Here is a 22,133-nt window from a genome sequence, read left to right on the forward strand (position 1 = left end):
AAAAAATCTCCTCCTATGCTTCTATTGATTACTATACTAACGTAATTATGTTTTTTTAACATCTTGAAAGTTTTAAACGACTTGGTATTTCTTTTTTAGACATAACTCATTATAATTAGTTATGTCTTGTTATAACGAGTTATAAAAGGAGTAAAATTAAAGTGAAAAAGTTTTACAGTTTATTAGCCTCATTATTACTACTTGTTGGCATTTTAGCAGGTTGTGGTAGCCAAGGAAGCAACACGAAAACAAACGAACAAGTTGAATTAACGATTTCCGCAGCAGCTAGTTTACAAGATTCACTAGAAGAACTTCAAAAAAACTATGAAAAAGAACATGCTAATATCAAAATCACCTATAACTTTGGTGGCTCTGGAGCATTACAACAACAAATTTTACAAGGTGCTCCTGTAGATCTTTTCTTTTCAGCAGCAGAAGATAAGTTTGATGGACTAGTAGAAAAAGGGTTAATTGACAATAAACAAGGAACTGACCTTTTAGCTAATGAATTAGTTTTAATCGTTCCTAAGAAAAATGAAAAACAGATTCAATCTTTTGAGGACTTAACGAAGGCTGATAAGATTGCCGTTGGTACACCCGAAACGGTGCCCGCTGGCAAGTATGGTGTAGAAACATTGAAAAACATGAAACTTTGGGAAGATCTAGAATCAAAAGTTGTGTATACAAAAGACGTACGACAAGTACTTACTTATTCAGAAACTGAAAATGTTGATGCAGGTATCGTTTATAAAACAGATGCCCTTGTTTCAGACAAAGTCGATGTCGTTGCAACAGCTAAAGGAGATACACATACACCTATTATTTATCCTGTAGGTGTTATCAAAGATAGTAAGCATGTAAAAGAAGCGGAAGATTTTTATAACTATTTACAAAGTGATGAAGCGATGAAGGTATTTAAAAAATACGGCTTTCAAGGAGCTCATTAATCAATGAGTACTGATTTCTGGTCACCTCTTAAACTTTCTATTGAGATTGCATTTGTGTCTGGAATCATTGTTATAGTAGCAGGTATTCTACTTGGTAAATGGATGGCGAAACGCAATTTCAAAGGAAAATTATTTCTTGAAACGGTACTACTTTTACCATTGGTATTACCTCCTACTGTAGTAGGTTTCCTTCTAATTATTATTTTTGGCAAAAACAGCGTGTTTGGTAGCTTGATTACATGGCTTTTTAACCAACCCGTTATGTTCACATGGTGGGCGGCAGTTATCGCCTCTACTGTTGTGGCATTTCCTTTAATGTATCAATCAGCAAAAACTGGCTTTGAAGCAGTTGATGCGGACATCGAAAATGCTGCACGTGTTGATGGTGCTAACGAATGGCAAGTATTTTTCTTCGTTTCAATCCCTCTTACATTAAAAGCAATTGTGTCAGGTGGGATTTTAAGTTTCACACGTGCTTTAGGTGAATTCGGTGCAACTTTAATGTTTGCAGGAAACCTTCCAGGCAAAACGCAAACTACGCCACTAGCTATTTATATGGCGATTGAATCGGGGAACATGTCACTCGCTTGGTCTTGGGTGATCTGTATGATAGTTATTTCATTCCTTATGCTTCTGAGCGTTCATCTATTGAAAGCATAAAATATATACGAACTAAACTCTACCAACTGTATATTACCCTTAATATGGGAACAAATCTAAGAGCATGTTTTGAAAAAAGATTGATCAAAACATGCTCTTATTTAATGTGAGTTTAGGAATTATATTTATCTGTGAATATTTTTAGCGCCCCTAATATCACTACTAAAGGGATTAGCACTAGCGCAAATCTAAGAAAGTAAATATCAAAGAGGAAACTAATGACAATGATGGGTAATCCAATCATAAGTACCATTGATGCGAATTTAGTATAACGGATTACTTCATTCGATAACTCTGGTTCCTCTTTATACATCCATCTTTTCCCAAACAATAAGCTTTCTTCAGGATCATAATAAGACCAAATTACCAAACCATATATGGGAATCATTAAAATAAAAAATAAAATCTTTTCAGCCATAAAATCCCACCTTGATCATTTATCACTATTTTACTATCCTTTCATCATATTCTGCTTCGTTACAAAAATTCACAATCTCCATCGTCAGATAAACATGAATATCCGACAAAAAAATTATTTTACCCCTAAGAAATAGAAGAAAGATAATTTTCATTAAGCTTTATTTAATCTTTTTTACAAAACTATACCAACGACACTTTTCTTTTTACCCTCCACTAATTGGTGGAATAAAGGCGATTGTGTCCCCTTTTTTTATAATCGTTGAATCTGTTGCAAATTCCTCATTGACCGCTGTCATAACATGTTGTAAAGAAACTTGTGGATATTGAGTTTCCATCCATTCTTTAATTTGTCCAACTGTACAGTCTTCCAGCTCTACACATAATTTTGACTCACCGATGATTTCTTGTAAGTGAGCAAACAATAAAATGTTAATCACACAATTCCTCCTCATTGATTGATGGATTTCCTTTTGGATAAGGGACATTTTCTAATTGATCACCAATCCATTCGGTGCCATCTTCCCAATGCTCTTTTTTCCAAATAGGCACAATTTGTTTAATACGGTCAATAGCAAATTCATTTGCTGCATAGGCCATTTTACGATGTGGTGATGAAACCGCAATGACTACGGCAATATCCGAAATTTCTAAATGACCCACACGATGTGTAATGGCTACTTGCGCTTCTGGCCATTGCTCTTGTATTTCTTTGGAAATTTGTTCAAACATTTTAATGGCCATAGGTGGATAGGCTTGATATTCCAAATGTAATGTTTTCTTTCCTTTCGTCATTTCACGTACTGTTCCGATGAAAACAGTGATCGCTCCAGCGTTTCGATCTGTTACTTTTTGTCTAACTTCCTCAACATCAATTGGTTTATCGATGATTTCAAACAACGACGTAGTCATGATTTTCTCCTCATTTCATGTATTCAATTATGCCTCGGCATAATTGCGTCCGGAATCGGCTTTGTGCTTGAACAAAGAACTCCTTTCCGATTCTGTGACATCCGCCGGAGGCTTTAACTTCTTTCAGCAGGTGTATGGATCCCCGTTGAAAAATAACTTAAATCCACATTTATCTCATCACTATAAAGGTGGGAGACTTCTGATGAAAGAAGTTAAAAATTTCATGTATTGTGCTTTTTCATGAATTGAAAAAGTTGGATAGTCTAATGGTTTATCTAGTGGGTAGGTTGGCCAATAAAGAACACAGACGATATTGGTTACTTTTTGTAGCAAAGATTGATCTTCTGCTTGTCGTAAAAGAACAACCTTCGAATAGTGTTCGTTTTTATATCCCTCGATTAAAATGATATCCATTTTAATTGATTCATAAATAGCTAGTATATCAGCAAGTTGCCAGTTACTTTGGTGAATACTCATGCGCAAAGTACCTTCTCCTTCAACTGCTGTCACACTTGCGCCAGCCTTCTCATGACGAACACTGTCTTTCGAACTTTCTATCATAGGAATACCACCATGTCCATGGTGCTTGATCGTCCCTACACGAAAACCTTCAGTGGTGGCTTGTGTAATGAGTTGTTCCATTAATGTCGTCTTCCCACTATTTTGATAGCCTACGATTTGTAAGATTTTTCGATGTTGCCCCATGGCCACTCACTTCCCTGCAAATCTTCTAACAATAAGACAGCTACTTGCATGCCTTTTTCGTAGCCGCGTGACCCGCCCGGTAATACAATAAAGGCATTGGCTTCTGCTAAAGAAGAAACTGCACTAGATTTATCAAAACCAGAAGGAACAGCAACTAATTGACCGTTTTCGTAAGAAGCACTAGCACGTACAAAACGGGTAAACGGATTCGGTTTTTTAAAGTCTGCACCTAAAACAGCCTGCTCTCTGCGTATATGTGGTTGTTTATTACCAAATGCTGTTCGAATAATAGGTCGTGTAAATAGTTCAAAGCCAACATAGCAAGCTGATGGATTACCTGAAAGGCCAAATAATAACTGACCGTTTCGAGCAGCAACAGTTGTTACACTACCTGGTCGCATCGCTACTTTATTAAAAAGTACTTTGGCATCAATGGCTTCATAAATGGCAGGTAAGTAATCATAATCACCTACTGAAACCCCTCCTGTTGTAATCAATATGTCTACTTCCTGTAGAGCTTTCTCAACTACATCAATACACAAATTTAGATCATCGGTAAGTTTACCAAAATATTTGAAGGTTGCCCCAGCACGTTCAATTTGTGCCATGATCATGTATGCATTACTATTACGAATTTTCCCTGGCTGTAAAGATTCACTTGGTTCTAATAATTCACTTCCTGTTGCAATAACGCCTACGATTGGTTTTCGAAAAACAGGTACTTGATCATAACCAAAAGTAGCAAGTAATGCGACAACACCCGGATTGATAGCTTGTCCTTTTTCAATAAGGATGGCACCTTTTTGAACGTCCTCTCCTTGGTATGAAATATTTGTTCCTGTTGCATAAGAGCGTTTAATCGACATATACATTTGATTATCTTCTTCAAATGTATGCGCTAATTCTAGCATAACGACTGCATCGCATCCTTTTGGGATAGGAGCTCCTGTCATAATGCGCACCGCTTCTTGATGACCTACTATGTCCTCAAATACATAGCCCGCGCCAATCTCTCCGACTACTTTAAAGGTTACTGGATTTTCAGAATTTGCTTCTTGACTATCAACCGAGCGAATAGCATAACCATCATAAGGTGAACGATCAAATGCTGGTACATCTTGGTCAGCAGCAATATCTTCTGCTAAAAATCGTCCATGTGCTTGCAATAGTGAAACAATCTCTATTTTTTCTTGGAATGCAAACTCCATTACACGTTGAACAGCTTCACCCACAGCAATTGGTTTTCTTTTCTCTAACATTTGGAACACTCCTTTATCCGAGTAAACGATAATAAATGGTTTTAGCTTTTTGTAAATCTTGTATACCATGAATAACAACACGACCATCCTGGAAAATCACCAGTCGATAATCTTCCGCTTGGCAAGATAGTAAGTAGTGATTTTTTTGAATATCTCCATAAGGACGAAGTTGGACAGCAAGCTGCTCAAAATTATAGTGAATCGGTTTTGGTGGACGGATTTGAATGGCATCACGACCACATAAAATATCTAATTTTGTTTGATTTTCATAGGACAAATACGGATATGTCGGGTTTTTTCCACAAGATGGACAATCACTTTTACGTATTTTGTCCACGTTTATTTCATAGTGTTGATTTTGCCAAACATCAAAAGTTAAATAACTTTTTCGTAAGGATTCTTCATCGCCTACTAAAAGTTTGAAAACCTCCGCTACTTGATACGCCGCTACGATTTGAACTGTTGGACTGATAATACCAACTGTATCGCATGTCATCCCTGTGTTGGGCATTGCAGCTAGCAAACAATGTAAACAAGGTGTTTTACCTGGCACAATCGTATAAGTAGCACCGTAACTACCAACACAAGAACCATAAACCCATGGAATTTGATATTTTTGTGCAAGGTCGTTCATCATAAAGCGAATATCAAAGTTATCCGTTGCATCCACCATAACATCTACATCTACAAGCAGTGATATTATTTGCTCTGTACTTGCATCGAGTATATATTCGTTGATTTCCACCTCTGAGTTAATACTTTTTAGTCGTTTTTTGGCAGCGATTACTTTAGGGACTTTTTCCTGTGCATCTTGCTCGGTATATAGTTGCTGTCTTTGTAAATTACTCCACTCCACATAATCACGATCAATAATCGTCAACTTCCCGACGCCTGCCCTCACAAGAGCCTCTGCGCTAGCACTACCTAAAGCACCAACCCCTATCATCAGGACATGTTTTTGTTTAAGTAGTTGCTGCCCTTTTTCTCCGATTGGGCTAAATAATTGTTGTCTAGAATATCTATTATGCATAAACGTTTTTGCCTTTCTTTCTAAGAATTTTAGTTTGACCTTTTCATTTATAGCTTTATAATAAAAGCAATGTTTTTCAGCAAAAACAAAATCAACTCTATAAAAGGAGGTCCTTTATCTTGCACCCCACACATAGTCAACTTCCAATACGAGCTGCCATTTTAACTGTGAGTGATACACGCACAAAGGCGGATGATCACGGTGGTCAGCGTATTCAATCGTTACTTCAAGAGGCTTCATTCGATTTAGCAGACTACCAAATGACAAAGGATGAACCACTCGAAATCTCAAAACATGTGGAAAAATGGTGCGTTGATCACACTATCAATACAATTATCGTAACAGGTGGAACAGGATTTACACCAAGAGACCAAACTTATGACACGATTCTTCCTCTTTTTGAAAAAGAAATGATGGGATTTGGTGAATTGTTTCGAACACTAAGCTATGAAGAAATCGGACCAAAAGCCATGTTTAGTCGTGCTACTGCAGGTAGTCGCAATAAAACGGCTATCTATGTGTTGCCAGGCTCCACAAATGCCGTGACACTTGCCATGACAAAACTGATTCTTCCTACTGTTCAACATTTCGTCGGCGAGTTGAATCGCGTATGAAAATGGCTGGTGTTGTCTTAGCAGGTGGTCAATCTTCCCGGTATGGTCAACCGAAAATGTTTGAATTGTTTGCTGGTCTACCTTTGTATAAGCACAGTCTCATAGCCTTACAAAAAAATCAACTACAGCCTTTGATTATTGCTACTAATGCTAGCTTGCAATCGAAGTTTGTAGAAGAAAATGTCCAATGGATCATCGAAAAACAGCCTCATCAAGGACCTCTGTTTGCCTTGCATAATATTATGACTAATTTCCCAGATGTTGAGTGGTTTTTTGTAATAGCTAGTGATATGCCTTTTATCAATGCAGAATTCGTCCAAACGATGCTCACATTTATCGATGATCGTTATGATGCCATCGTTCCTAAACAAGGATCGAGATTACAACCTCTTGCTGCTTTATATCGACGTCGTGCTTTACCAAAAGCAAATCAATTAGTCCAACAAAACAAGAGAAGTATGAAAGCCTTGTTAGAGCAGCTTCAAGTATGTTATGTTCCATTTGATGACGAAAGCTCAACATTTATCAATATCAACTCGCAACAAGATTGGCTACAAACATTTGAAAGGAAATCTAATAATGAGTAATTTTACACACTGGAACGAAGAAGGTCGTCCTAAAATGGTCGACATTTCAGAAAAAACAAGCACAAATCGCACAGCCATCGCTCGTAGTACGATCACTTTATCCGATGAAGTCTATCAAGCTATCCAACAAGGAGTCATTAAAAAAGGCGACCCTACACATGTAGCACAAATTGCTGGGATTATGGGTGCTAAAAAAACTGCCGATATTATCCCAATGTGCCATCCGATTATGTTACAAGGGACAGATCTTCAATTTGACTATATAAAAGCAAAGGTTGGTTACGAGCTACACATTCAAGCTACTGTGAAATGTAGTGGTAAAACAGGTGTCGAAATGGAAGCACTAACTGCTGTATCCATTGCCGCACTGACTTTTTATGATATGTGTAAAGCCGTTGACAAATCTATGGTCATTAAAGAAACATACCTTGTTGAAAAAACAGGCGGAAAAAGTGGCACCTTTGTGCATAAATAAACATCAAATCAATTTCGCCTTGGCGTAATTGCGTCCGGATTTTGAATTGTGCATGCACAATTCATTCCTTTGAAAATCCGTGACACCCGCCGGAGGCTTTATCTTCATTCAGCAGGTGTCTTTTGTACCGAAAGCGTAGCGACAGGTACAGGTACTTGGACACCCACTGAAAAGGAACTCATACGCATCCATATCACCACATTCTAAGGCGGGAGTTTTCTGCTGAATGAAGATAAAATCCGGCATTTTTATGCCGATTTTTTTCTGTTTTTTTACATAGCCAACCCAAAGTAATTCCTCTCTATTGCGTCTAACCACCGATGTGTGACATTTCAATTTTTGAGTTTTTTCTTTTTTTCATTGTCTGTTCATTTCGTTCATCCGAATAGCGATCTTTTCTATTTTCCCAAATAGTTGAAATGCATTGGGTGATGGCTTCATCATCTACTCCTGACCTTAATAATTCTCGTAGGTTCGTACCCTCTGTTGCGAATAAACAAGTATATAGTTTTCCTTCTGCAGAAATACGAGCACGCGAACAGGTTGAGCAAAAAGAATCGGTTACAGATGATATCACACCAATTTCGCCCTGAGCATCTTGATATTGATAACGCGTCGCTACTTCCCCTTTATAATTTGGGTCAACAGGAAGCAAAGGAGAAAATTGATGAACTTGGTCAACGATTTCTTTCTTCGACACAACGTCATCTAGCCGCCAACCATTCGAATTACCGACATCCATATATTCAATATAACGAAGAATATGCTGTTTCTCTTTAAAAAATTGTGCCATCGAAACGATATCTTGTTCATTTTTTCCTTTTTGAACTACCATATTGATCTTTACTTGTAAGCCCGCTTCTGCAGCTTTTTCGATACCTTCTAGTACCGTTGTCACTTTTCCTCGATGGCCATTCATCTCAAAAAAACGTTCCTCATTTAATGAATCAAGGCTAATAGATACTCGTGATAATCCTGCTTTTGCTAAATCAGTTGCATATTTTTTCAATAAAGTGCCATTAGTTGTTAAGGCAATTTCCTCTACTCCAACTATGCGGTGAATACGTTCAATTAGTTGTGGCAAATCACGACGTAGTAAAGGCTCACCACCCGTAATGCGTACTTTTTTCACACCTAATGAAACGAAAATCTTTACTAATCGTTCGATTTCTTCAAAACTCAATACTTTATCGGACGGTAAAAAAGCATAATCTGGACCAAATACTTCTGCAGGCATGCAATATTGACAACGAAAATTACAACGGTCTGTCACTGATATCCTTAAATCTCTTAATGGTCTGTGTAGTTGGTCTTGTAGATTAGTAATTGTACTCTCCTCCTTTCATTTTGATCAATTTCGCCTTGGCGTAATTGTGGCTGTCGCTGCGCTTTCGCACAGATAAACATTTGTTGCTGTCGCTGCGCTTTCGCTACAGAAAACAATCCGTGACATCTGCCGGAAGCTTTAATTTATTTCAGCGGATGTTTGGACCCTCACCGAAATAAATTAAAGTGATTCATTTGTAGGTAATTGAATGCGCTCTTTGTGTGTATAGATGTTAAGTGAATTTTGACGAATAAAACCTACCGTCGTAATACCGAGTTGCTCTGCCAATTGCAATGCTAATTCTGTTGGAGCTGATTTAGACAGTACAATTTCACAGCCAATTTTCGACACTTTCAGTAAAATTTCCGAGGAAATCCGTCCGCTAAATACGATAATTTTATCTTGCATGCTAATGTTGTTTCGTAAGCAATAGCCATAAATTTTATCTAGAGCATTATGGCGTCCAATATCCATTCGACTTAATACAATACCATTCACATCACAAAGCGCAGCATTATGAACACCACCCGTTTGTTTGAATACGTCAGCCGAATCTTGCATATCACGCATTAAACGAAAACAATCATCTGGAGTAATGCGCACATGAATACCTTCCATTTTTTTAGATACTAATGCATCATTAGCAAAAACAAAGCCTTGGCGACTCATGCCACAACAAGATGTAATGTATCGTTTATTTTGAATTTGTTGAAAGTAAGGATTCACATGCTTTGTTTTAACGTGTACAAAACCTTCTTTTTCTTGGTGCCAAATTTCTTCAATATCTTCGTAATTACGTATAATTCGCTCAGAAGCCAAATAGCCAATAACCATCTCTTCTACATACTCAGGTGTGCAAACCATCGTCACAAATTCTTGCTGATTAATCTTCACTGTAACAGCGTATTCTGTGACAACGATATCTTCCATTTCTTTGATTTGATTACCTTCAACGCGTATTATTTCTCTTGCTACTGCTTTTTCCATCTGGCATCCCCTTTATTCACTAATAGTATCTTCAAAAACAAATACAGAAATAGCAAAATCTTCTTCAATTTTGATATCTGAAAATAAATGGAGTAACTTACTGCCCATCAATTCTTCCATGCCTTCCGGAGGTGATTTAGTATACAAATCTTGAATCATCTTTGTACGTGCAGCATGAACCATTGTTAAACCTTCAGGTGTACTCGCAATAAATTTTTCTGTCGGTGTGATATTACCATATAAAGTTGACACAGCCATGTTCTCGACGAAAACAGTATGAATACGCTCTGGTCCTTTCCCAAATATATCTTTGCGTAGTTTTCGAATAATGTCGTTGAATTCATGCACTTTTTTTGACATTTTAATATTTCTCCCAACGTAATTAAACTTTTATATCTTATGTCATAGGGGTCACCCTTACAGTTTGTTAATAATATAGCAACTTGACAAAAAATTAAAGAGAAAATACCTGCTGATAAGTATTCACAATTGATAAAATTTATTATAATTATTGTCCATTTTTACTGAAAGGGCTATAATAAATGATAACGCAAATGGAATTAAAGTATTTCGATTCTTATGTCATGGTTTTTTCAAATGAAGTTGAACTATTCGCATAGTGGGTTTTAATATTTGAATTCTATTGTTATATTGAATAAAAAATAAAAGTAGATTGAGTTTTTAGCAAGGCCTGTTAAGAATTTTATCCACCATGACAAATCAGCATGTAATATACGTGCCGTTTCATGGTGGTTTTTTTTATTTTTTGAGCAATAACAACACTGACACCTCGTAATAAAGGATTCTTCATCTACTATGGTGTAGAAATTTGATAAATCGGGAAATAGAAGTATAACAAGACATCTTTAACTAAAATCATCAACTCAAAATTCTATTCCCGTTTTATCCTAAGTATTAACCTGTTGTCATATAAGTCATCTAAGAACAAAAGGAGGAAATCACCTTGACTAAAATTAACATTAATGGCGTACCGTATGATGTAGCAGAGGGAGCTACAATACTTGATACCATTAATCAAAATGGCATCGCCCATCCACAAATTTGTCATGTACCGTCTGTTGATCCTATCGAAACTTGTGATACATGTATCGTCGAAGTGAATGGACAATTAGTTCGCTCTTGTTCAACAAAAGCAGTAAACGGCATGGATATCCAACTTACTTCTGATAAAGCGAAAGCTGCACAAACAGAAGCGATGGATCGTTTACTAGAAAATCATTTACTGTACTGCACAGTTTGTGATAATAACAACGGAAATTGTACATTACACAACACAGCAGAATTAATGGAAATTGAACATCAAAAATATCCTTATCAACCAAAAGTTGAACCTCACGAAGTAGACATGTCGCACCCATTTTATCGATACGATCCAAACCAATGTATCGCATGTGGACAATGTGTAGAGGTTTGTCAAAACTTACAAGTTAACGAAACATTATCTCTTGACTGGGAAGCTGAAAGACCAAAAGTAATTTGGGATGAAGGCGTTGCCATTAACGATTCTTCATGTGTAGGCTGTGGGCAATGTGTTACCGTTTGTCCATGTAATGCATTAATGGAAAAATCAATGCTTGGTGAAGCTGGTTTTATGACTGGGCTTAAGCAAGAAACATTAGATCCGATGATTAGTTTAATTAAAGAAGTCGAGCCTGGCTATAGCGGTATCTTTGCTGTTTCTGAAGTCGAAGCTGCTATGCGTAGTAAACGTACGAAGAAAACAAAAACAGTTTGTACTTTCTGTGGAGTAGGTTGTTCGTTCGAAGTTTGGACAAAAGACCGCAAAATTTTAAAAGTGCAACCTTCTGAAGGTCCTGTAAATGCTATTTCTACTTGTGTAAAAGGAAAATTCGGTTGGGACTTCATCAACTCTGAAGAACGAATTACAAAACCATTAATTCGTAAAAATGATGCATTTGTTGAATCTTCATGGGATGAAGCTCTTGACTTAATTGTTACTAAACTAGGTGGCATTCAAAAAGAACACGGTTCTGGTTCTGTCGGCTTTATTTCTTCTTCAAAAATTACAAACGAAGAAAACTACTTAATTCAAAAAATGGCACGTCAATTATTCGAAACAAACGACGTTGATAACTGCTCACGCTATTGTCAATCTCCAGCTACAGATGGCCTACTACGCACAGTTGGTATAGGTGGCGACGCTGGAACGATCAAAGATATCGCAAAAGCTGGCCTTGTTATTATTGTTGGGGCAAACCCTGCAGAAGGTCACCCTGTTTTAGCTACTCGTGTAAAACGTGCCCATAAGTTACACGGTCAAAAATTAATTGTTGCCGACGTTCGTAAACATGAAATGGCTGAGCGTTCTGATATTTTCATGCGCCCAAAACAAGGAACAGACCAAGTATGGTTAATGGCCGTTACAAAATATATGATCGATCAAGGTTGGCATGATGAAGCCTTCATTAAAGAGAACGTGCACTTCTTTGATGATTTTAAAGATGTACTTGAAACATACACACTAGAATATGCAGAAAAAGAAACGGGCATTTCAAAAGAAACGTTGATAAATGTTGCTGAAATGATTCGTGATGCTGACGGTACATGTGTACTTTGGGGTATGGGTGTTACACAAAATACAGGTGGCTCCTATACATCAGCTGCAATTTCTAACCTACTTCTAGCTACTGGTAACTATCGTCGTCCAGGTGCAGGTGCCTACCCTCTTCGTGGTCACAACAATGTTCAAGGTGCTTGTGATATGGGGACACTACCAAATCTATTACCAGGTAATCAAAAAGTAATAGACGACGAAGCACGTAAGAAATTTGAAGAAGCATATGGTGTGAAAATTAAACCTGAACCAGGTCGTACGAATATGGCAATGTTAGATGCTATCATGGAAGGTAAAATGAAAGCAATGTATTTAGTTGGCGAAGATATGGCACTTGTAGATTGCGATGCTAACCATGTAGATAAAGTACTTTCACAATTAGACTTCTTTGTTGTACAAGATTGCTTCCTTTCACGTACAGCACAATATGCGGATGTTATTTTACCAGCAGCACCTTCTCTTGAAAAAGAAGGTACTTTCACGAATACAGAGCGTCGTGTACAACGACTATATCAAGTATTACCAACACTAGGTGAATCAAAAGCCGATTGGGAAATCCTTCAATTAGTAGCACGTCGCCTAGGTGCTGACTGGAATTACAGTCACCCAAGTGAAATCTTTGCTGAAATGGCTAGTCTTGCTCCATTCTTCTCGCAAGCGAACTATGATGTATTAGAAAATTGGGGTAGCTTCTGTTGGGGTAGCCATGATGGTAAAGACACACCTTTACTATATGAGGATGGCTTTAACTTCCCTGACAAAAAAGCTCGTTTTGCTTTAAATGATTGGATCAGACCGGTTGAATATGAAGCGCAATATGATTGCCATATTAACAACGGTCGTATGCTTGAACACTTCCATGAAGGTAATATGACAAATAAATCAAAAGGTATTCAATCGAAAGTACCTGAAATTTTTGTTGAAGTATCACCTGAACTTGCAAAAGAACGCGGCATTGAAGATGGAGCTCTTCTTCGTTTAGTGTCTCCTCAGGGTGCATTAAAATTAAATGCCCTAGTGACAGATCGCGTACAAGGAAATGAACTATTCTTACCAATGAACTCTGTTAGCAAAGATTCAGCGATTAATTTCTTAACGGGTCAAGCTGGAGACATCAATACATCGACACCGGCGTATAAACAAACAAAAGTACGCGTTGAAGTATTGAAACAAAAAGGAAAATCGCCACTTCCTAGAACAAACCCGCGTTATAAAAAACGTCATCCACAAAATGGTGTTGAGGTACAACGTAAATGGAATCGTCCTGGCTACGTTCACTTAACAACTAACGAAAGGGAGTGATTTCATGGCTGCACCAATTACGACAATTCAAAAAGCGCAAAAAACAGAAGAACAACTAAAGGAAGAAAAGTTAGAGAATTTAAAGGAACTTCTTTCTGAGAATGAAGAAATGGTTAACCAGGTCTTTACGATCATGGCAGAATTAAATGATATTGGAGCACTAGAAGCAGCTACGAAACTACTTGAAGCAAAAGAAGATGTTGCCCATATTGCACTTGGTCAATTAACTCGCAAGCCTGTTACAAATATCATCAACAACTTAATGGGTGTTGCGGGCGCATTAACCGAACTGAATCCAGAAACAACAACAAAGCTTATTGAAAGCTTAAATGTTGGCTTAGATGAAGCGAACAAAGCCGTTGAATCTGATGAAAAAGTTAGTGCCTTCAAGTTGTTAAAAATGTTAAACGATCCTGATGTTAATCGTGCTGTAAATTTTGGCGTTCACTTCTTAAAAGGGCTTGGCAAAGGCCTAAAATAGGAGGATGGTTTCTTTATGCTAACGAACGAGCACATTTTAAAAACTTTGCAGAAAATTGATGACCCAGAGCTTCATAAAAGCATCGTTGACTTGAATATGGTACGTAATATTCAAGTTAACGGTACGGATATCTCACTTGATATTGTCTTGACTATTCAAGGTTGTCCTTTAAAAGCTAAAATTCAACAAGATGTTGAAGAAGCGTTAAAAGCTATCGGTGCATCAAAAGTCTCCATCACATTTGGTGCTATGACAGATGACGAACGTCGTAGTTTAACAGCTTCTTTAAAATCACAAAATGCTACGGATAAAGGTATGCCTAAAATGCTTCTACCCGATTCTGGTGTCAAATTTATTGCAGTTACTAGTGGTAAAGGGGGCGTCGGTAAGTCTACTGTGACGATTAACTTAGCAGTATCCCTTGCCCGTCTTGGCAAACGTGTAGGTATTTTAGACGCCGACATATATGGATTTAGTATTCCTGCCATGATGAAGATTCATCAAAAACCAACGATGCTTGACCAAACAGCTATTCCTGTTGTTAGTCATGGTGTAAAAATCATGTCGATGGGCTTTTTCACAAACGAAAACCAGCCTGTTATGTGGCGTGGTCCAATGCTGAACAAATGGATTCGCAACTTCCTTGTCAATACACATTGGGATGAACTAGATTATCTCCTTATAGATTTACCACCTGGTACAGGAGATGTAGCCATTGATATGGCGGCAATGATTCCACAAGCACAAGAAATTATTGTCACAACACCGCACCTTGCAGCTTCCCATGTTGCTTCTCGTGCAGGTCTAATGGCTCAACATACGAAACACTCGATTCTTGGTGTTGTTGAAAACATGGCTTACTTTGAAAATGCGAATGGTGAAAAGAACTATCTATTCGGTCAAGGTGGCGCCGAAAAATTGGCAGATGAGCTTCAAACAAGTATCATTGCTCAAGTTCCATTTGCGCAACCTGAGGAAAATACAGGTTCTTCCGTATACGACGAAGACTCTATTATCGGAGAAGTATTTACACACCTTGCAGAAGATATTATTTTTTAATAAAACAATAAAAACCCTTGCCTCGTTCTTACACGAGACAAGGGTTATTTTAGTGTAGTAAGGTTCTGACGAAACACTCCCCTACTATTTAGTTCAATAACCAGCCTTTTTTAAAACCTGCATAAAATAAAAACGATACGTATTTTTAACGAAAGAATCTAAAGGTAGCCCAACATTTAATTGATACTTTGTAAAAATAAAATAAAAACGCTTATCCCATTTTAAACGCAATAATTCTCCAGCATCTTCACCGTATTTCTCTGTAAATTCCTCAATTAAAGGTTCAATCATATAGTAGCAATAGTCCTTTAAGTTTGCGAGGGCTTCTATATCTTTGTCCTTTTGAAAACGCGTAATCCAATCTTCTAATTGTTCGTTCATTGTAAAATCCATCTCTCTTTATATTGAGTTTCTTCCTATTATATTATAACTCTTTTTATAAGCTTTCGTTTCTTAAATATTTTGTTTTGGGTTGATAAAATAATAAGCTTTATACCTATTCAATATGTAAGATGCTCACATAATGAATAATAGTTTGTATCCCCTTTATAATCGATCAAATACGTTCTTATAGTATGACTACGATGAACACTTATGATCATTTATTGGAAGAAACTATTTAAAGAGCGAGTACTTATGTAAAAAACTTTTCATCATTGGGTTAGGAGTCCGAAAACTCATGAAAGTTTTATTGTTATGTCAAAAAGTCAAATAGATTTTTGAATATCAAAATAGCTAATAATATGAAGTGTTAATAAGGATTTTTTTACTACGAAAGTTGAGTTATAATAAAAAGGTTATAGACTTTTAATAGAAGGAGTAATTACATGGCTGGAAAACAAATTAACCCAATGTTAATTCAAGCATTAACAAATCAAGAAATCACTGAAATCCCATCATCCCCTACGTTCAAGAATTTAGGCGGGACATATGTAAAGTCAATCGTCGATAATTTAAAAAAAGTAATGACTCAGCATGAAAAAAATGAAATCATGATGACTTGTAAAAGCTGTAACCAATCAGGCAAATATAATATTGGAACCATGCTCATTAATGTTCCTACAAATAACCAAAATGTACAGAAACCAGAACAACAGTACACTGGGTATTTCCGTTGTAAGCATTGCAATACTGCTGGACAGTGGGAAGAGTCATCAGAGCTATATATGTTTAGCATTGCAGCTCTATTGGCACCCGATAACGAAAATACTCTTGTTCAATTTGGTGAAATGCAACTTTTTGATGGAACTTCACCAAAATATGCTACAGATGGAGAAGAACACCTCTTACATTTAATTTCTTCTTCACCAAGCAACGCGTTATTATGGAATAAACTAGGTAATTTATACATTACTGGTGCGAGACCTGAACTTGCAATGGCAGCCTTCGAAAAATCTATTGCTATCGATCCAAATCAATTTGAGTCACACCTGTCTATTGCCAATATTCTTATAGACATTAAGGATTATCAACATACTATTCATCATTTGCATCAGGTGATGTTATCCGCGGAGCATTATGAGCATCTTGATGCAAATCGTTTAAGAGAATTATTAGCACACGGAATATGCAAAAGTTTCATCGCTTCTACTGAATCAAAACAGAAATATTTACCGCTTCCTACAAAAGAGCAAGTAATGTCAGCTGATAGAGAAATTAATCTAGCTACTCAAGAACTCCTTCAAGGTATTGAACTATATTCTGATGACCTAACTTCATTTTATCCGCTCGCCGAAGCATTTATGGGAAAACGAGCTCAGGAGTTAAATTAGAAGGTTTCACAGGTGAAGTTTTTTAAAATTTTTGGTTATACTCTTAAGCCTGGAATAGAAATCAAAATTTTGATTTAAATTTTCGTCGTTTTGCAAAGTAATGATAAATTTCACCATATCTGATCGTTCAAAAATAGAAGCTTAGATTACTCTATTCATGAAGTTGCCGTACGTATTAAACGCAACCCTTCAACGACTTCAAGCTGCGTCGCCATTAGAATAGTCTAAGTTGTACGTACTATGCTAAAAAACGCTTTAAACCCTACTAAAGGATTTAAAGCGTTTTTTCTCGCGTTTTGCAATTTTAATAATATGAAAGCTTTGCAACAATGCTTACTGGATTCAATATAAAGATAATTATTTATTGAATAGTCGACTCATCACTATAGCATTTATTCCTCATTAAACCATAGTTGATCTTTGTTATCAACGTCGCCATTATAATTGATTAGAATTTCTTCTCCAGCTTTTATATCTTTATAAGCAAAGAAGTCAAATGTGTGATTTTTAAAATTAATCTCATATGTTGCATTTGGTTCATATGAATGATTAAACAACATTCCATAACCAAGAAGGATAGCAGAACGACCTATCCCATACTCAAAAGCGTAATCAGCGAGCAAAGTTTGCTCAATGTATTGATGCTCCTCATTTGGATAAGAAATTACAGGTGCCTCATGTAAAAGCTCTCCTTTTTGGATATCACATGTAGCAAATACCCCTCTATTGAATTCTCCATTACTTAATGGAGATGATTTTACTTCAATCATGTTTGTTCTCCTACTCATTAATAAAATTTTCTTTCTAACTGTAACATTAATTTGAACATTGGGCTCTAAAAAAACAATATTTTTTTAAATTAAATACCTTTATTGTCACAGAATAATGGCTTATCACCATAACGTGTAGTTGATTTCCGTTCCAGCTGGGGGGACGTACGATGAGCCGTTTGTCTTTTCATTTTCTATCCTTGTCAAACGTATTCTCAAAAAAGGTAAAGTCCTCACCCCTTTTATACTAAAGGATTGGAAGCACTTTTCAGTTGGTTTCAACCAGCGTTTCCAACTAAAATCAAGCAGTTATTTTTTGCGGATTTTTTTTACCCATTTTACTTAACCAAATAAATAAAAACACAATGATTAAAATAACCGGGGCTAACTCTTTTGGGAAAAATAGCATTAGAGCAATTCCTACTAGTAAAGGTGTCTTTAAAATAGCGATTGAAGCACTTCCACCTATAACAGCTACGATAAAGAGCATATCTAGTTGTGGAAAAAAAGTCGCGATCGCGTAGCCCTGTAAAATAGAAGCGAATATAACCGGTAAAACATTTCCACCAACCCAACCTGACTTAAAACAAAACTCCATAAAAATCAGTTTTAAAACAGAAGCTAAAATTAAAGTAGCCATCGAAAGTGTCGGTACTAAACTAGGTAAAGCTTGCATAGAAAGTTGGCCGGAAAACAGTAACTTAGGAGCGATTACAGACATCAAACCAATACCAATACCACCGATCACAGCACTTAAAATAATTTTATTGTTAATTTTAGAAAAGAATTTTTTCATTGCTCTTTCCATTAGTTCATAAAGTTTACTAAACAAAATACCAAACAACACAAAAGGAATAAATAAAAACAATTCATCCAATCCCCAATTAGTTTCCCCTAACTTTGTCACAAAAGGAGGTTGATCTGATATTTTAATAAAGAACATAAAGGTCACTATTCCATTAACGATAAATAATATATATAAGAATTTCTTCAATAAAAGCAGTTTTTTCTCTTTAGGAGCCCGCTCAGGATCGTATGGAATAAGGTAGTTATGAGGTAAAGCTAATTTTTTTAGTTTAATTAACCAAGAATCCTGTTTCCATTCGTTGTAAGAAAAATAAAAGTAACGCATTTTATCTCCCTGCCATACCGATAATGCAATAACAGAACTTAATATGGCTGCTGCTGGACCAACACTTGCACCAAAAATTAAAATTAAGAAAGCAATTAAGAAATTAAGACCTACATTGGAATAGTCCATTCTTTGAGTTGTTTTTAATTCAGCAATAGCTTCATTAGCTGTTTTAGGTAGACCGCCCCACTTGTACTTGCTAACACCTACTAAAATACCACCAAAAACACATAAAATTAATGTATAAATAGCGGGTATTTTTAAATCATTGGATACGTCATTCCACAAAAAATCCGCCAAGCCATTAACTAAAATTAAAAAAACAGAAGAAATAAAACCGATTATCCCACTTAAAATTATGCCATAAACAAGTAATCCGCTTATTTTAAAATACTTCTCATTCAAAATAAAATTCACCACTTTTTATACGTATATTAAGATTCTCTTATTGCATTAAGTAACTATATTTATTTGAAATACAAATAATTTTTATAATGCCCATATAACTATACTAGACTTTATGCTGAAAGGGCTAGTATTTTCCTTTCTAAATCCAATCAAACAAACTAATAAATAGATTGCCAGTTCATTTCTTAAATGAGTATCATTCTTCCCGTTTCTTTGCTACTCATATCCCTAACTGAAATAAACCTTTGAGACTATTATCGACTTCTCAACAATAAAATAAAAGCCATCACTTAACGATCTAAGGGCATTTGCGTAAAATCACACGCCAAGTTCTTTTGTTATGTTTCTCAACCGCTCCTATACCTCAACACATTGCTCTGTAGCAAGAATTAGATTGCCTGTGTAAATGATTCATCTGCTCCAACGTCAACCTTCACATGCCCTTTAACTACATCTATCAATCTCATTTGTTATACATTTACTATTTGTCTACCAACTCACAATTTAACATGTTATATTTTCCTTATAAAAGGTTTTTTAGTTAATTACGGTAATAGCGAGTTTTATTGAATAAGAGAAAAGAGGAATCGAATAATGGATACCATCATCTATATGATAAGACATGCAGAATCACCATTTGTTTTCGGTCAAGAACGAACGAGAAAACTATCCAACCAAGGGGAAATAGACGCAAAAAAAGTAACGGCGATAATGAATGTGAAAGAGATCGATTTAGTAGTCTCAAGTCCTTATACAAGAGCAATTCAAACAATCGAAGGAATTGTCGATTCCAAAAATATAGAAGTAAAAGTATTTGAAGAATTAAGGGAAAGGCAATTAAAAGGTGTTTATAAATTACCTGAAGAAGAAATACAACAGGCAATAAAAAAATCCTATGAAGATATTGATTTTAACTTATCGGGCGGGGAATCAGTAAGAGACGTCCAAAATCGAGCTATTCCTATAATAAAAGAACTTCTAAATAATTATGAGACAAAAACAATTATTATAGGAACTCATGGAAATGTTATGACTATTATTATGAATTATTTTAATAAAGAATACGGTTATGATTTTTGGAAAAACACTTCAAAACCAGACATTTACAAGTTGGTATTTTCGGGGGAAAAGCTACAATTAATACAAAGAATATGGGAATGACTAACGAAGAGGCTATTATCACCTTTTCAAAATCCAAAAAAACCTTCAGATATCAAATTAGGGGCTTGTGTGGATATAAAACATACACACAAGTTGTTATGCTTCCTCAATCATTCCTGTAGCTCCAATGTTCCAGATACCTTTTCAATAATGCCTAATTCAACCAATTTTGATACTAAGGGATTTAATTTATGAAATAGCTCAATCAAAAGGACATTCAGTTAATTTATGAGCCTTTGGTTATATTCAATCCACTTTTCCATTTCTCTCTCCACGGCTCGATTTTGCCATTCAAACCAAATTCCAGAACACTCACTACAATGACTGTCTACTCCACTTTTCTCATGCATATCTTTACATGTAAACACAGCCTTTTTACGACAGCTGTAGCAGTAAATTTCTTTATCTTTATCAAATTTCATACCTATCAACTCCAACATTTTACACATATCTCTTTCCATTTTTCACATAAATTATTCTAATTTACAAAGTAATCATTACGGAGGAGGAATAGCATTAAAATGTAGCTTTGACATAAAGTTTAATAAAAATTCGATTTCAAGTATGAAAATAAATCTAAAGAGCATGTTTTGATAAACATTGATCAAAACATGCCCTTATTTAATGTGGCAGATTAAATTCTTTATAAAAAAGTTTGATTATTTTTGAAACCCTTGTTGCACTAAAGAATAACAGGTACATCACCCCTTCTTGGATCAACACACCGATGCAACAACGGTTTTAACATCTAACATACTTGCGTTTGAATCCGATTCTCCCTCTATCCATTTCTTTTTGAATACTTTCGTAAGCATTTAGGAAACTAGTTTTTTTCTTGTCCCGTTTGACTTCTACTATACCTACTTCCTTTGCGGTCTCGACAGCCTTTTCATGTAGTGGCAAATATGAAATCCCCACTGTGTATAGAAAATTATTCATAGCAGATTTCGTTCTTTCTGGCGAATCATGAATAGAATTTTTCACACTATCAAGCATATTTGAAATCTTGTTTTCGGAAAATTCATTGTCTTTGCGATTCCCTAAAAGCCAGCAATAGCAACTCCAACCCGCTGACATTCTCAGCACGTCCCCGCTTGCGATCCATTTATCAGCAACGTCTTGTGCCATATTTGACTCTGATAAAGTTACTGCCACTACATAATCAGACAACATATAAAAATACGCTTCATCGATCCAACGATCAAAATCCGACTCAGTCATAGCTTTTGGATCTGCAATAATGCCTGCAAAATACATTGCATCATAGTTACCTGTAGCATAAAGCTCTTCAGCTAAATGTTGATTTATTTTTATTGTCTTTGCGATTGGTTTCATAGCACCTGTAGCCACGCCAAAAAGAGGCTCGTGCGCACCATTAGATTTGTATATTTTTTTAGTTCGTTCCTTTCCGAGGGATTCAAGCTCCTGCATAACTGTTTCGAAATCCATAGTTTTATACTTCCTTCCTTAAAATTAATACCTTTTTAATTATAACCACTAGTTCCTATTCTTTATTAGGCATTCCATACTTC

At 36.1% G+C, this 22,133-nt stretch carries 25 protein-coding genes; 10 read left to right on the forward strand and 15 right to left on the reverse strand.

Features of this window, described 5'->3' with window-relative positions; all coding sequences use genetic code 11:
- Positions 1-161: 161 nt before the first annotated feature.
- Positions 162-947: a molybdate ABC transporter substrate-binding protein gene (gene modA / locus QUF91_RS20005; protein WP_285395921.1), complete on the forward strand. Its 786-nt coding sequence runs from the start codon at positions 162-164 to the stop codon at positions 945-947.
- Positions 948-950: 3 nt separating this feature from the next.
- On the forward strand, positions 951-1,607 hold the full coding sequence (modB, locus tag QUF91_RS20010; protein WP_285395922.1) for a molybdate ABC transporter permease subunit: 657 nt from the start codon (positions 951-953) through the stop codon (positions 1,605-1,607).
- A gap of 112 nt (positions 1,608-1,719) precedes the next feature.
- On the opposite strand, the gene QUF91_RS20015 is transcribed toward modB, so the two are convergent.
- The 6 genes from QUF91_RS20015 to QUF91_RS20040 form a co-directional block, all read right to left on the reverse strand.
- On the reverse strand, positions 1,720-2,025 hold the full coding sequence (locus tag QUF91_RS20015) for a hypothetical protein (RefSeq protein WP_285395923.1): 306 nt from the start codon (positions 2,023-2,025) through the stop codon (positions 1,720-1,722).
- 205 nt (positions 2,026-2,230) lie between these two features.
- Positions 2,231-2,464 carry a molybdopterin converting factor subunit 1 gene (moaD, locus tag QUF91_RS20020; RefSeq protein WP_285395924.1) on the reverse strand — a complete coding sequence of 78 codons (234 nt, stop codon included), beginning with the start codon at positions 2,462-2,464 and terminating at the stop codon, positions 2,231-2,233.
- Positions 2,457-2,936 carry a molybdenum cofactor biosynthesis protein MoaE gene (locus tag QUF91_RS20025; RefSeq protein ID WP_285395925.1) on the reverse strand — a complete coding sequence of 160 codons (480 nt, stop codon included), beginning with the start codon at positions 2,934-2,936 and terminating at the stop codon, positions 2,457-2,459. Before QUF91_RS20025 ends, moaD begins: the two co-directional genes overlap by 8 nt.
- Before the next feature lie 180 nt (positions 2,937-3,116).
- Complete coding sequence (gene mobB, locus QUF91_RS20030) at positions 3,117-3,641, reverse strand: molybdopterin-guanine dinucleotide biosynthesis protein B (RefSeq protein ID WP_285395926.1); 525 nt, start codon at positions 3,639-3,641, stop codon at positions 3,117-3,119.
- The gene (locus QUF91_RS20035; RefSeq protein WP_289419137.1) at positions 3,608-4,900 is read right to left on the reverse strand and encodes a molybdopterin molybdotransferase MoeA; all 1,293 of its coding nucleotides are present in this window, start codon (positions 4,898-4,900) and stop codon (positions 3,608-3,610) included. Before QUF91_RS20035 ends, mobB begins: the two co-directional genes overlap by 34 nt.
- A gap of 13 nt (positions 4,901-4,913) precedes the next feature.
- Positions 4,914-5,930 (reverse strand): thiazole biosynthesis adenylyltransferase ThiF, encoded by a 1,017-nt coding sequence (locus QUF91_RS20040; RefSeq protein ID WP_289419138.1) that lies wholly within the window; start codon positions 5,928-5,930, stop codon positions 4,914-4,916.
- A gap of 119 nt (positions 5,931-6,049) precedes the next feature.
- On the opposite strand from QUF91_RS20040, the gene QUF91_RS20045 reads away from it, so the two are divergent.
- Genes QUF91_RS20045 through moaC form a run of 3 tightly spaced genes read left to right on the forward strand, consistent with a single transcriptional unit; the run spans position 6,050 to position 7,606 of the window.
- Entirely contained in the window at positions 6,050-6,544 is a 495-nt protein-coding gene (locus QUF91_RS20045; protein ID WP_289419139.1) for a MogA/MoaB family molybdenum cofactor biosynthesis protein, read from the forward strand.
- Positions 6,541-7,131, forward strand: coding sequence for a molybdenum cofactor guanylyltransferase (locus QUF91_RS20050; RefSeq protein ID WP_289419140.1), 591 nt, complete (start codon positions 6,541-6,543; stop codon positions 7,129-7,131). Before QUF91_RS20045 ends, QUF91_RS20050 begins: the two co-directional genes overlap by 4 nt.
- Positions 7,124-7,606, forward strand: a complete 483-nt coding sequence (gene moaC / locus QUF91_RS20055; RefSeq protein ID WP_289419141.1) for a cyclic pyranopterin monophosphate synthase MoaC — start codon at positions 7,124-7,126, stop codon at positions 7,604-7,606. The genes QUF91_RS20050 and moaC overlap by 8 nt, the downstream gene beginning before the upstream one ends.
- A gap of 310 nt (positions 7,607-7,916) precedes the next feature.
- On the opposite strand, the gene moaA is transcribed toward moaC, so the two are convergent.
- The 4 genes from moaA to QUF91_RS20075 form a co-directional block, all read right to left on the reverse strand.
- Complete coding sequence (moaA, locus tag QUF91_RS20060) at positions 7,917-8,933, reverse strand: GTP 3',8-cyclase MoaA (protein WP_289420108.1); 1,017 nt, start codon at positions 8,931-8,933, stop codon at positions 7,917-7,919.
- A complete protein-coding gene (locus QUF91_RS20065) occupies positions 8,897-9,049 on the reverse strand; it encodes a hypothetical protein (protein ID WP_289419142.1) in 153 nt (50 codons plus the stop codon). The genes moaA and QUF91_RS20065 overlap by 37 nt, the downstream gene beginning before the upstream one ends.
- A 64-nt stretch (positions 9,050-9,113) precedes the next feature.
- Entirely contained in the window at positions 9,114-9,920 is an 807-nt protein-coding gene (fdhD, locus tag QUF91_RS20070) for a formate dehydrogenase accessory sulfurtransferase FdhD (RefSeq protein WP_285395933.1), read from the reverse strand.
- A 12-nt stretch (positions 9,921-9,932) separates the two neighbouring features.
- A complete protein-coding gene (locus QUF91_RS20075; protein WP_285395934.1) occupies positions 9,933-10,280 on the reverse strand; it encodes a Na-translocating system protein MpsC family protein in 348 nt (115 codons plus the stop codon).
- 604 nt (positions 10,281-10,884) lie between these two features.
- Here QUF91_RS20075 and fdhF point away from each other — a divergent pair.
- The 3 genes from fdhF to QUF91_RS20090 are packed head-to-tail and all read left to right on the forward strand — an operon-like array spanning position 10,885 to position 15,358.
- Positions 10,885-13,818: a formate dehydrogenase subunit alpha gene (fdhF, locus tag QUF91_RS20080; RefSeq protein ID WP_285395935.1), complete on the forward strand. Its 2,934-nt coding sequence runs from the start codon at positions 10,885-10,887 to the stop codon at positions 13,816-13,818.
- Between the two features lie 4 nt (positions 13,819-13,822).
- Positions 13,823-14,299, forward strand: a complete 477-nt coding sequence (locus tag QUF91_RS20085) for a helical membrane plugin domain-containing protein (protein WP_285395936.1) — start codon at positions 13,823-13,825, stop codon at positions 14,297-14,299.
- A 15-nt stretch (positions 14,300-14,314) separates the two neighbouring features.
- Positions 14,315-15,358, forward strand: a complete 1,044-nt coding sequence (locus tag QUF91_RS20090; RefSeq protein WP_285395937.1) for an Mrp/NBP35 family ATP-binding protein — start codon at positions 14,315-14,317, stop codon at positions 15,356-15,358.
- A gap of 93 nt (positions 15,359-15,451) precedes the next feature.
- Here the strand turns inward: QUF91_RS20090 and QUF91_RS20095 are convergent, their stop codons facing one another.
- Entirely contained in the window at positions 15,452-15,739 is a 288-nt protein-coding gene (locus QUF91_RS20095) for a hypothetical protein (protein WP_289419143.1), read from the reverse strand.
- Positions 15,740-16,185: 446 nt separating this feature from the next.
- On the opposite strand from QUF91_RS20095, the gene QUF91_RS20100 reads away from it, so the two are divergent.
- The gene (locus QUF91_RS20100) at positions 16,186-17,130 is read left to right on the forward strand and encodes a tetratricopeptide repeat protein (protein ID WP_285395939.1); all 945 of its coding nucleotides are present in this window, start codon (positions 16,186-16,188) and stop codon (positions 17,128-17,130) included.
- A 392-nt stretch (positions 17,131-17,522) separates the two neighbouring features.
- Here QUF91_RS20100 and QUF91_RS20105 read toward each other — a convergent pair whose 3' ends face one another.
- Both QUF91_RS20105 and QUF91_RS20110 read right to left on the reverse strand, forming a co-directional pair.
- Positions 17,523-17,900, reverse strand: a complete 378-nt coding sequence (locus QUF91_RS20105) for an SET domain-containing protein (protein WP_285395941.1) — start codon at positions 17,898-17,900, stop codon at positions 17,523-17,525.
- Positions 17,901-18,201: 301 nt separating this feature from the next.
- Complete coding sequence (locus tag QUF91_RS20110; protein ID WP_289419144.1) at positions 18,202-19,437, reverse strand: chloride channel protein; 1,236 nt, start codon at positions 19,435-19,437, stop codon at positions 18,202-18,204.
- 597 nt (positions 19,438-20,034) lie between these two features.
- Here QUF91_RS20110 and QUF91_RS20115 point away from each other — a divergent pair.
- Positions 20,035-20,601 (forward strand): histidine phosphatase family protein, encoded by a 567-nt coding sequence (locus QUF91_RS20115; RefSeq protein ID WP_285395943.1) that lies wholly within the window; start codon positions 20,035-20,037, stop codon positions 20,599-20,601.
- A gap of 221 nt (positions 20,602-20,822) precedes the next feature.
- Here the strand turns inward: QUF91_RS20115 and QUF91_RS20120 are convergent, their stop codons facing one another.
- On the reverse strand, positions 20,823-21,023 hold the full coding sequence (locus tag QUF91_RS20120) for a hypothetical protein (protein ID WP_285395945.1): 201 nt from the start codon (positions 21,021-21,023) through the stop codon (positions 20,823-20,825).
- Between the two features lie 319 nt (positions 21,024-21,342).
- Positions 21,343-22,050: a DNA alkylation repair protein gene (locus QUF91_RS20125; protein WP_285395946.1), complete on the reverse strand. Its 708-nt coding sequence runs from the start codon at positions 22,048-22,050 to the stop codon at positions 21,343-21,345.
- Between the last annotated feature and the right edge of the window lie 83 nt (positions 22,051-22,133).

Origin of the sequence: Lysinibacillus sp. G4S2, from assembly GCF_030348505.1 — a bacterium.
Lineage (GTDB): Bacteria > Bacillota > Bacilli > Bacillales_A > Planococcaceae > Lysinibacillus.

Excerpts from the sequence above, each read along its gene's own strand:
- QUF91_RS20050 (WP_289419140.1), top strand. The coding sequence starts at position 6,541 with ATGAAAATGGCTGGTGTTGTCTTAGCAGGTGGTCAATCTTCCCGGTAT.
- mobB (WP_285395926.1), bottom strand. The coding sequence starts at position 3,641 with ATGGGGCAACATCGAAAAATCTTACAAATCGTAGGCTATCAAAATAGT.
- QUF91_RS20090 (WP_285395937.1), top strand. The coding sequence starts at position 14,315 with ATGCTAACGAACGAGCACATTTTAAAAACTTTGCAGAAAATTGATGAC.
- QUF91_RS20085 (WP_285395936.1), top strand. The coding sequence starts at position 13,823 with ATGGCTGCACCAATTACGACAATTCAAAAAGCGCAAAAAACAGAAGAA.
- QUF91_RS20075 (WP_285395934.1), bottom strand. The coding sequence starts at position 10,280 with ATGTCAAAAAAAGTGCATGAATTCAACGACATTATTCGAAAACTACGC.
- QUF91_RS20025 (WP_285395925.1), bottom strand. The coding sequence starts at position 2,936 with ATGACTACGTCGTTGTTTGAAATCATCGATAAACCAATTGATGTTGAG.
- QUF91_RS20035 (WP_289419137.1), bottom strand. The coding sequence starts at position 4,900 with ATGTTAGAGAAAAGAAAACCAATTGCTGTGGGTGAAGCTGTTCAACGT.
- modB (WP_285395922.1), top strand. The coding sequence starts at position 951 with ATGAGTACTGATTTCTGGTCACCTCTTAAACTTTCTATTGAGATTGCA.
- moaC (WP_289419141.1), top strand. The coding sequence starts at position 7,124 with ATGAGTAATTTTACACACTGGAACGAAGAAGGTCGTCCTAAAATGGTC.
- QUF91_RS20100 (WP_285395939.1), top strand. The coding sequence starts at position 16,186 with ATGGCTGGAAAACAAATTAACCCAATGTTAATTCAAGCATTAACAAAT.
- QUF91_RS20095 (WP_289419143.1), bottom strand. The coding sequence starts at position 15,739 with ATGAACGAACAATTAGAAGATTGGATTACGCGTTTTCAAAAGGACAAA.
- QUF91_RS20105 (WP_285395941.1), bottom strand. The coding sequence starts at position 17,900 with ATGATTGAAGTAAAATCATCTCCATTAAGTAATGGAGAATTCAATAGA.
- QUF91_RS20120 (WP_285395945.1), bottom strand. The coding sequence starts at position 21,023 with ATGAAATTTGATAAAGATAAAGAAATTTACTGCTACAGCTGTCGTAAA.
- QUF91_RS20015 (WP_285395923.1), bottom strand. The coding sequence starts at position 2,025 with ATGGCTGAAAAGATTTTATTTTTTATTTTAATGATTCCCATATATGGT.
- QUF91_RS20040 (WP_289419138.1), bottom strand. The coding sequence starts at position 5,930 with ATGCATAATAGATATTCTAGACAACAATTATTTAGCCCAATCGGAGAA.
- QUF91_RS20115 (WP_285395943.1), top strand. The coding sequence starts at position 20,035 with ATGGATACCATCATCTATATGATAAGACATGCAGAATCACCATTTGTT.
- QUF91_RS20125 (WP_285395946.1), bottom strand. The coding sequence starts at position 22,050 with ATGGATTTCGAAACAGTTATGCAGGAGCTTGAATCCCTCGGAAAGGAA.
- fdhD (WP_285395933.1), bottom strand. The coding sequence starts at position 9,920 with ATGGAAAAAGCAGTAGCAAGAGAAATAATACGCGTTGAAGGTAATCAA.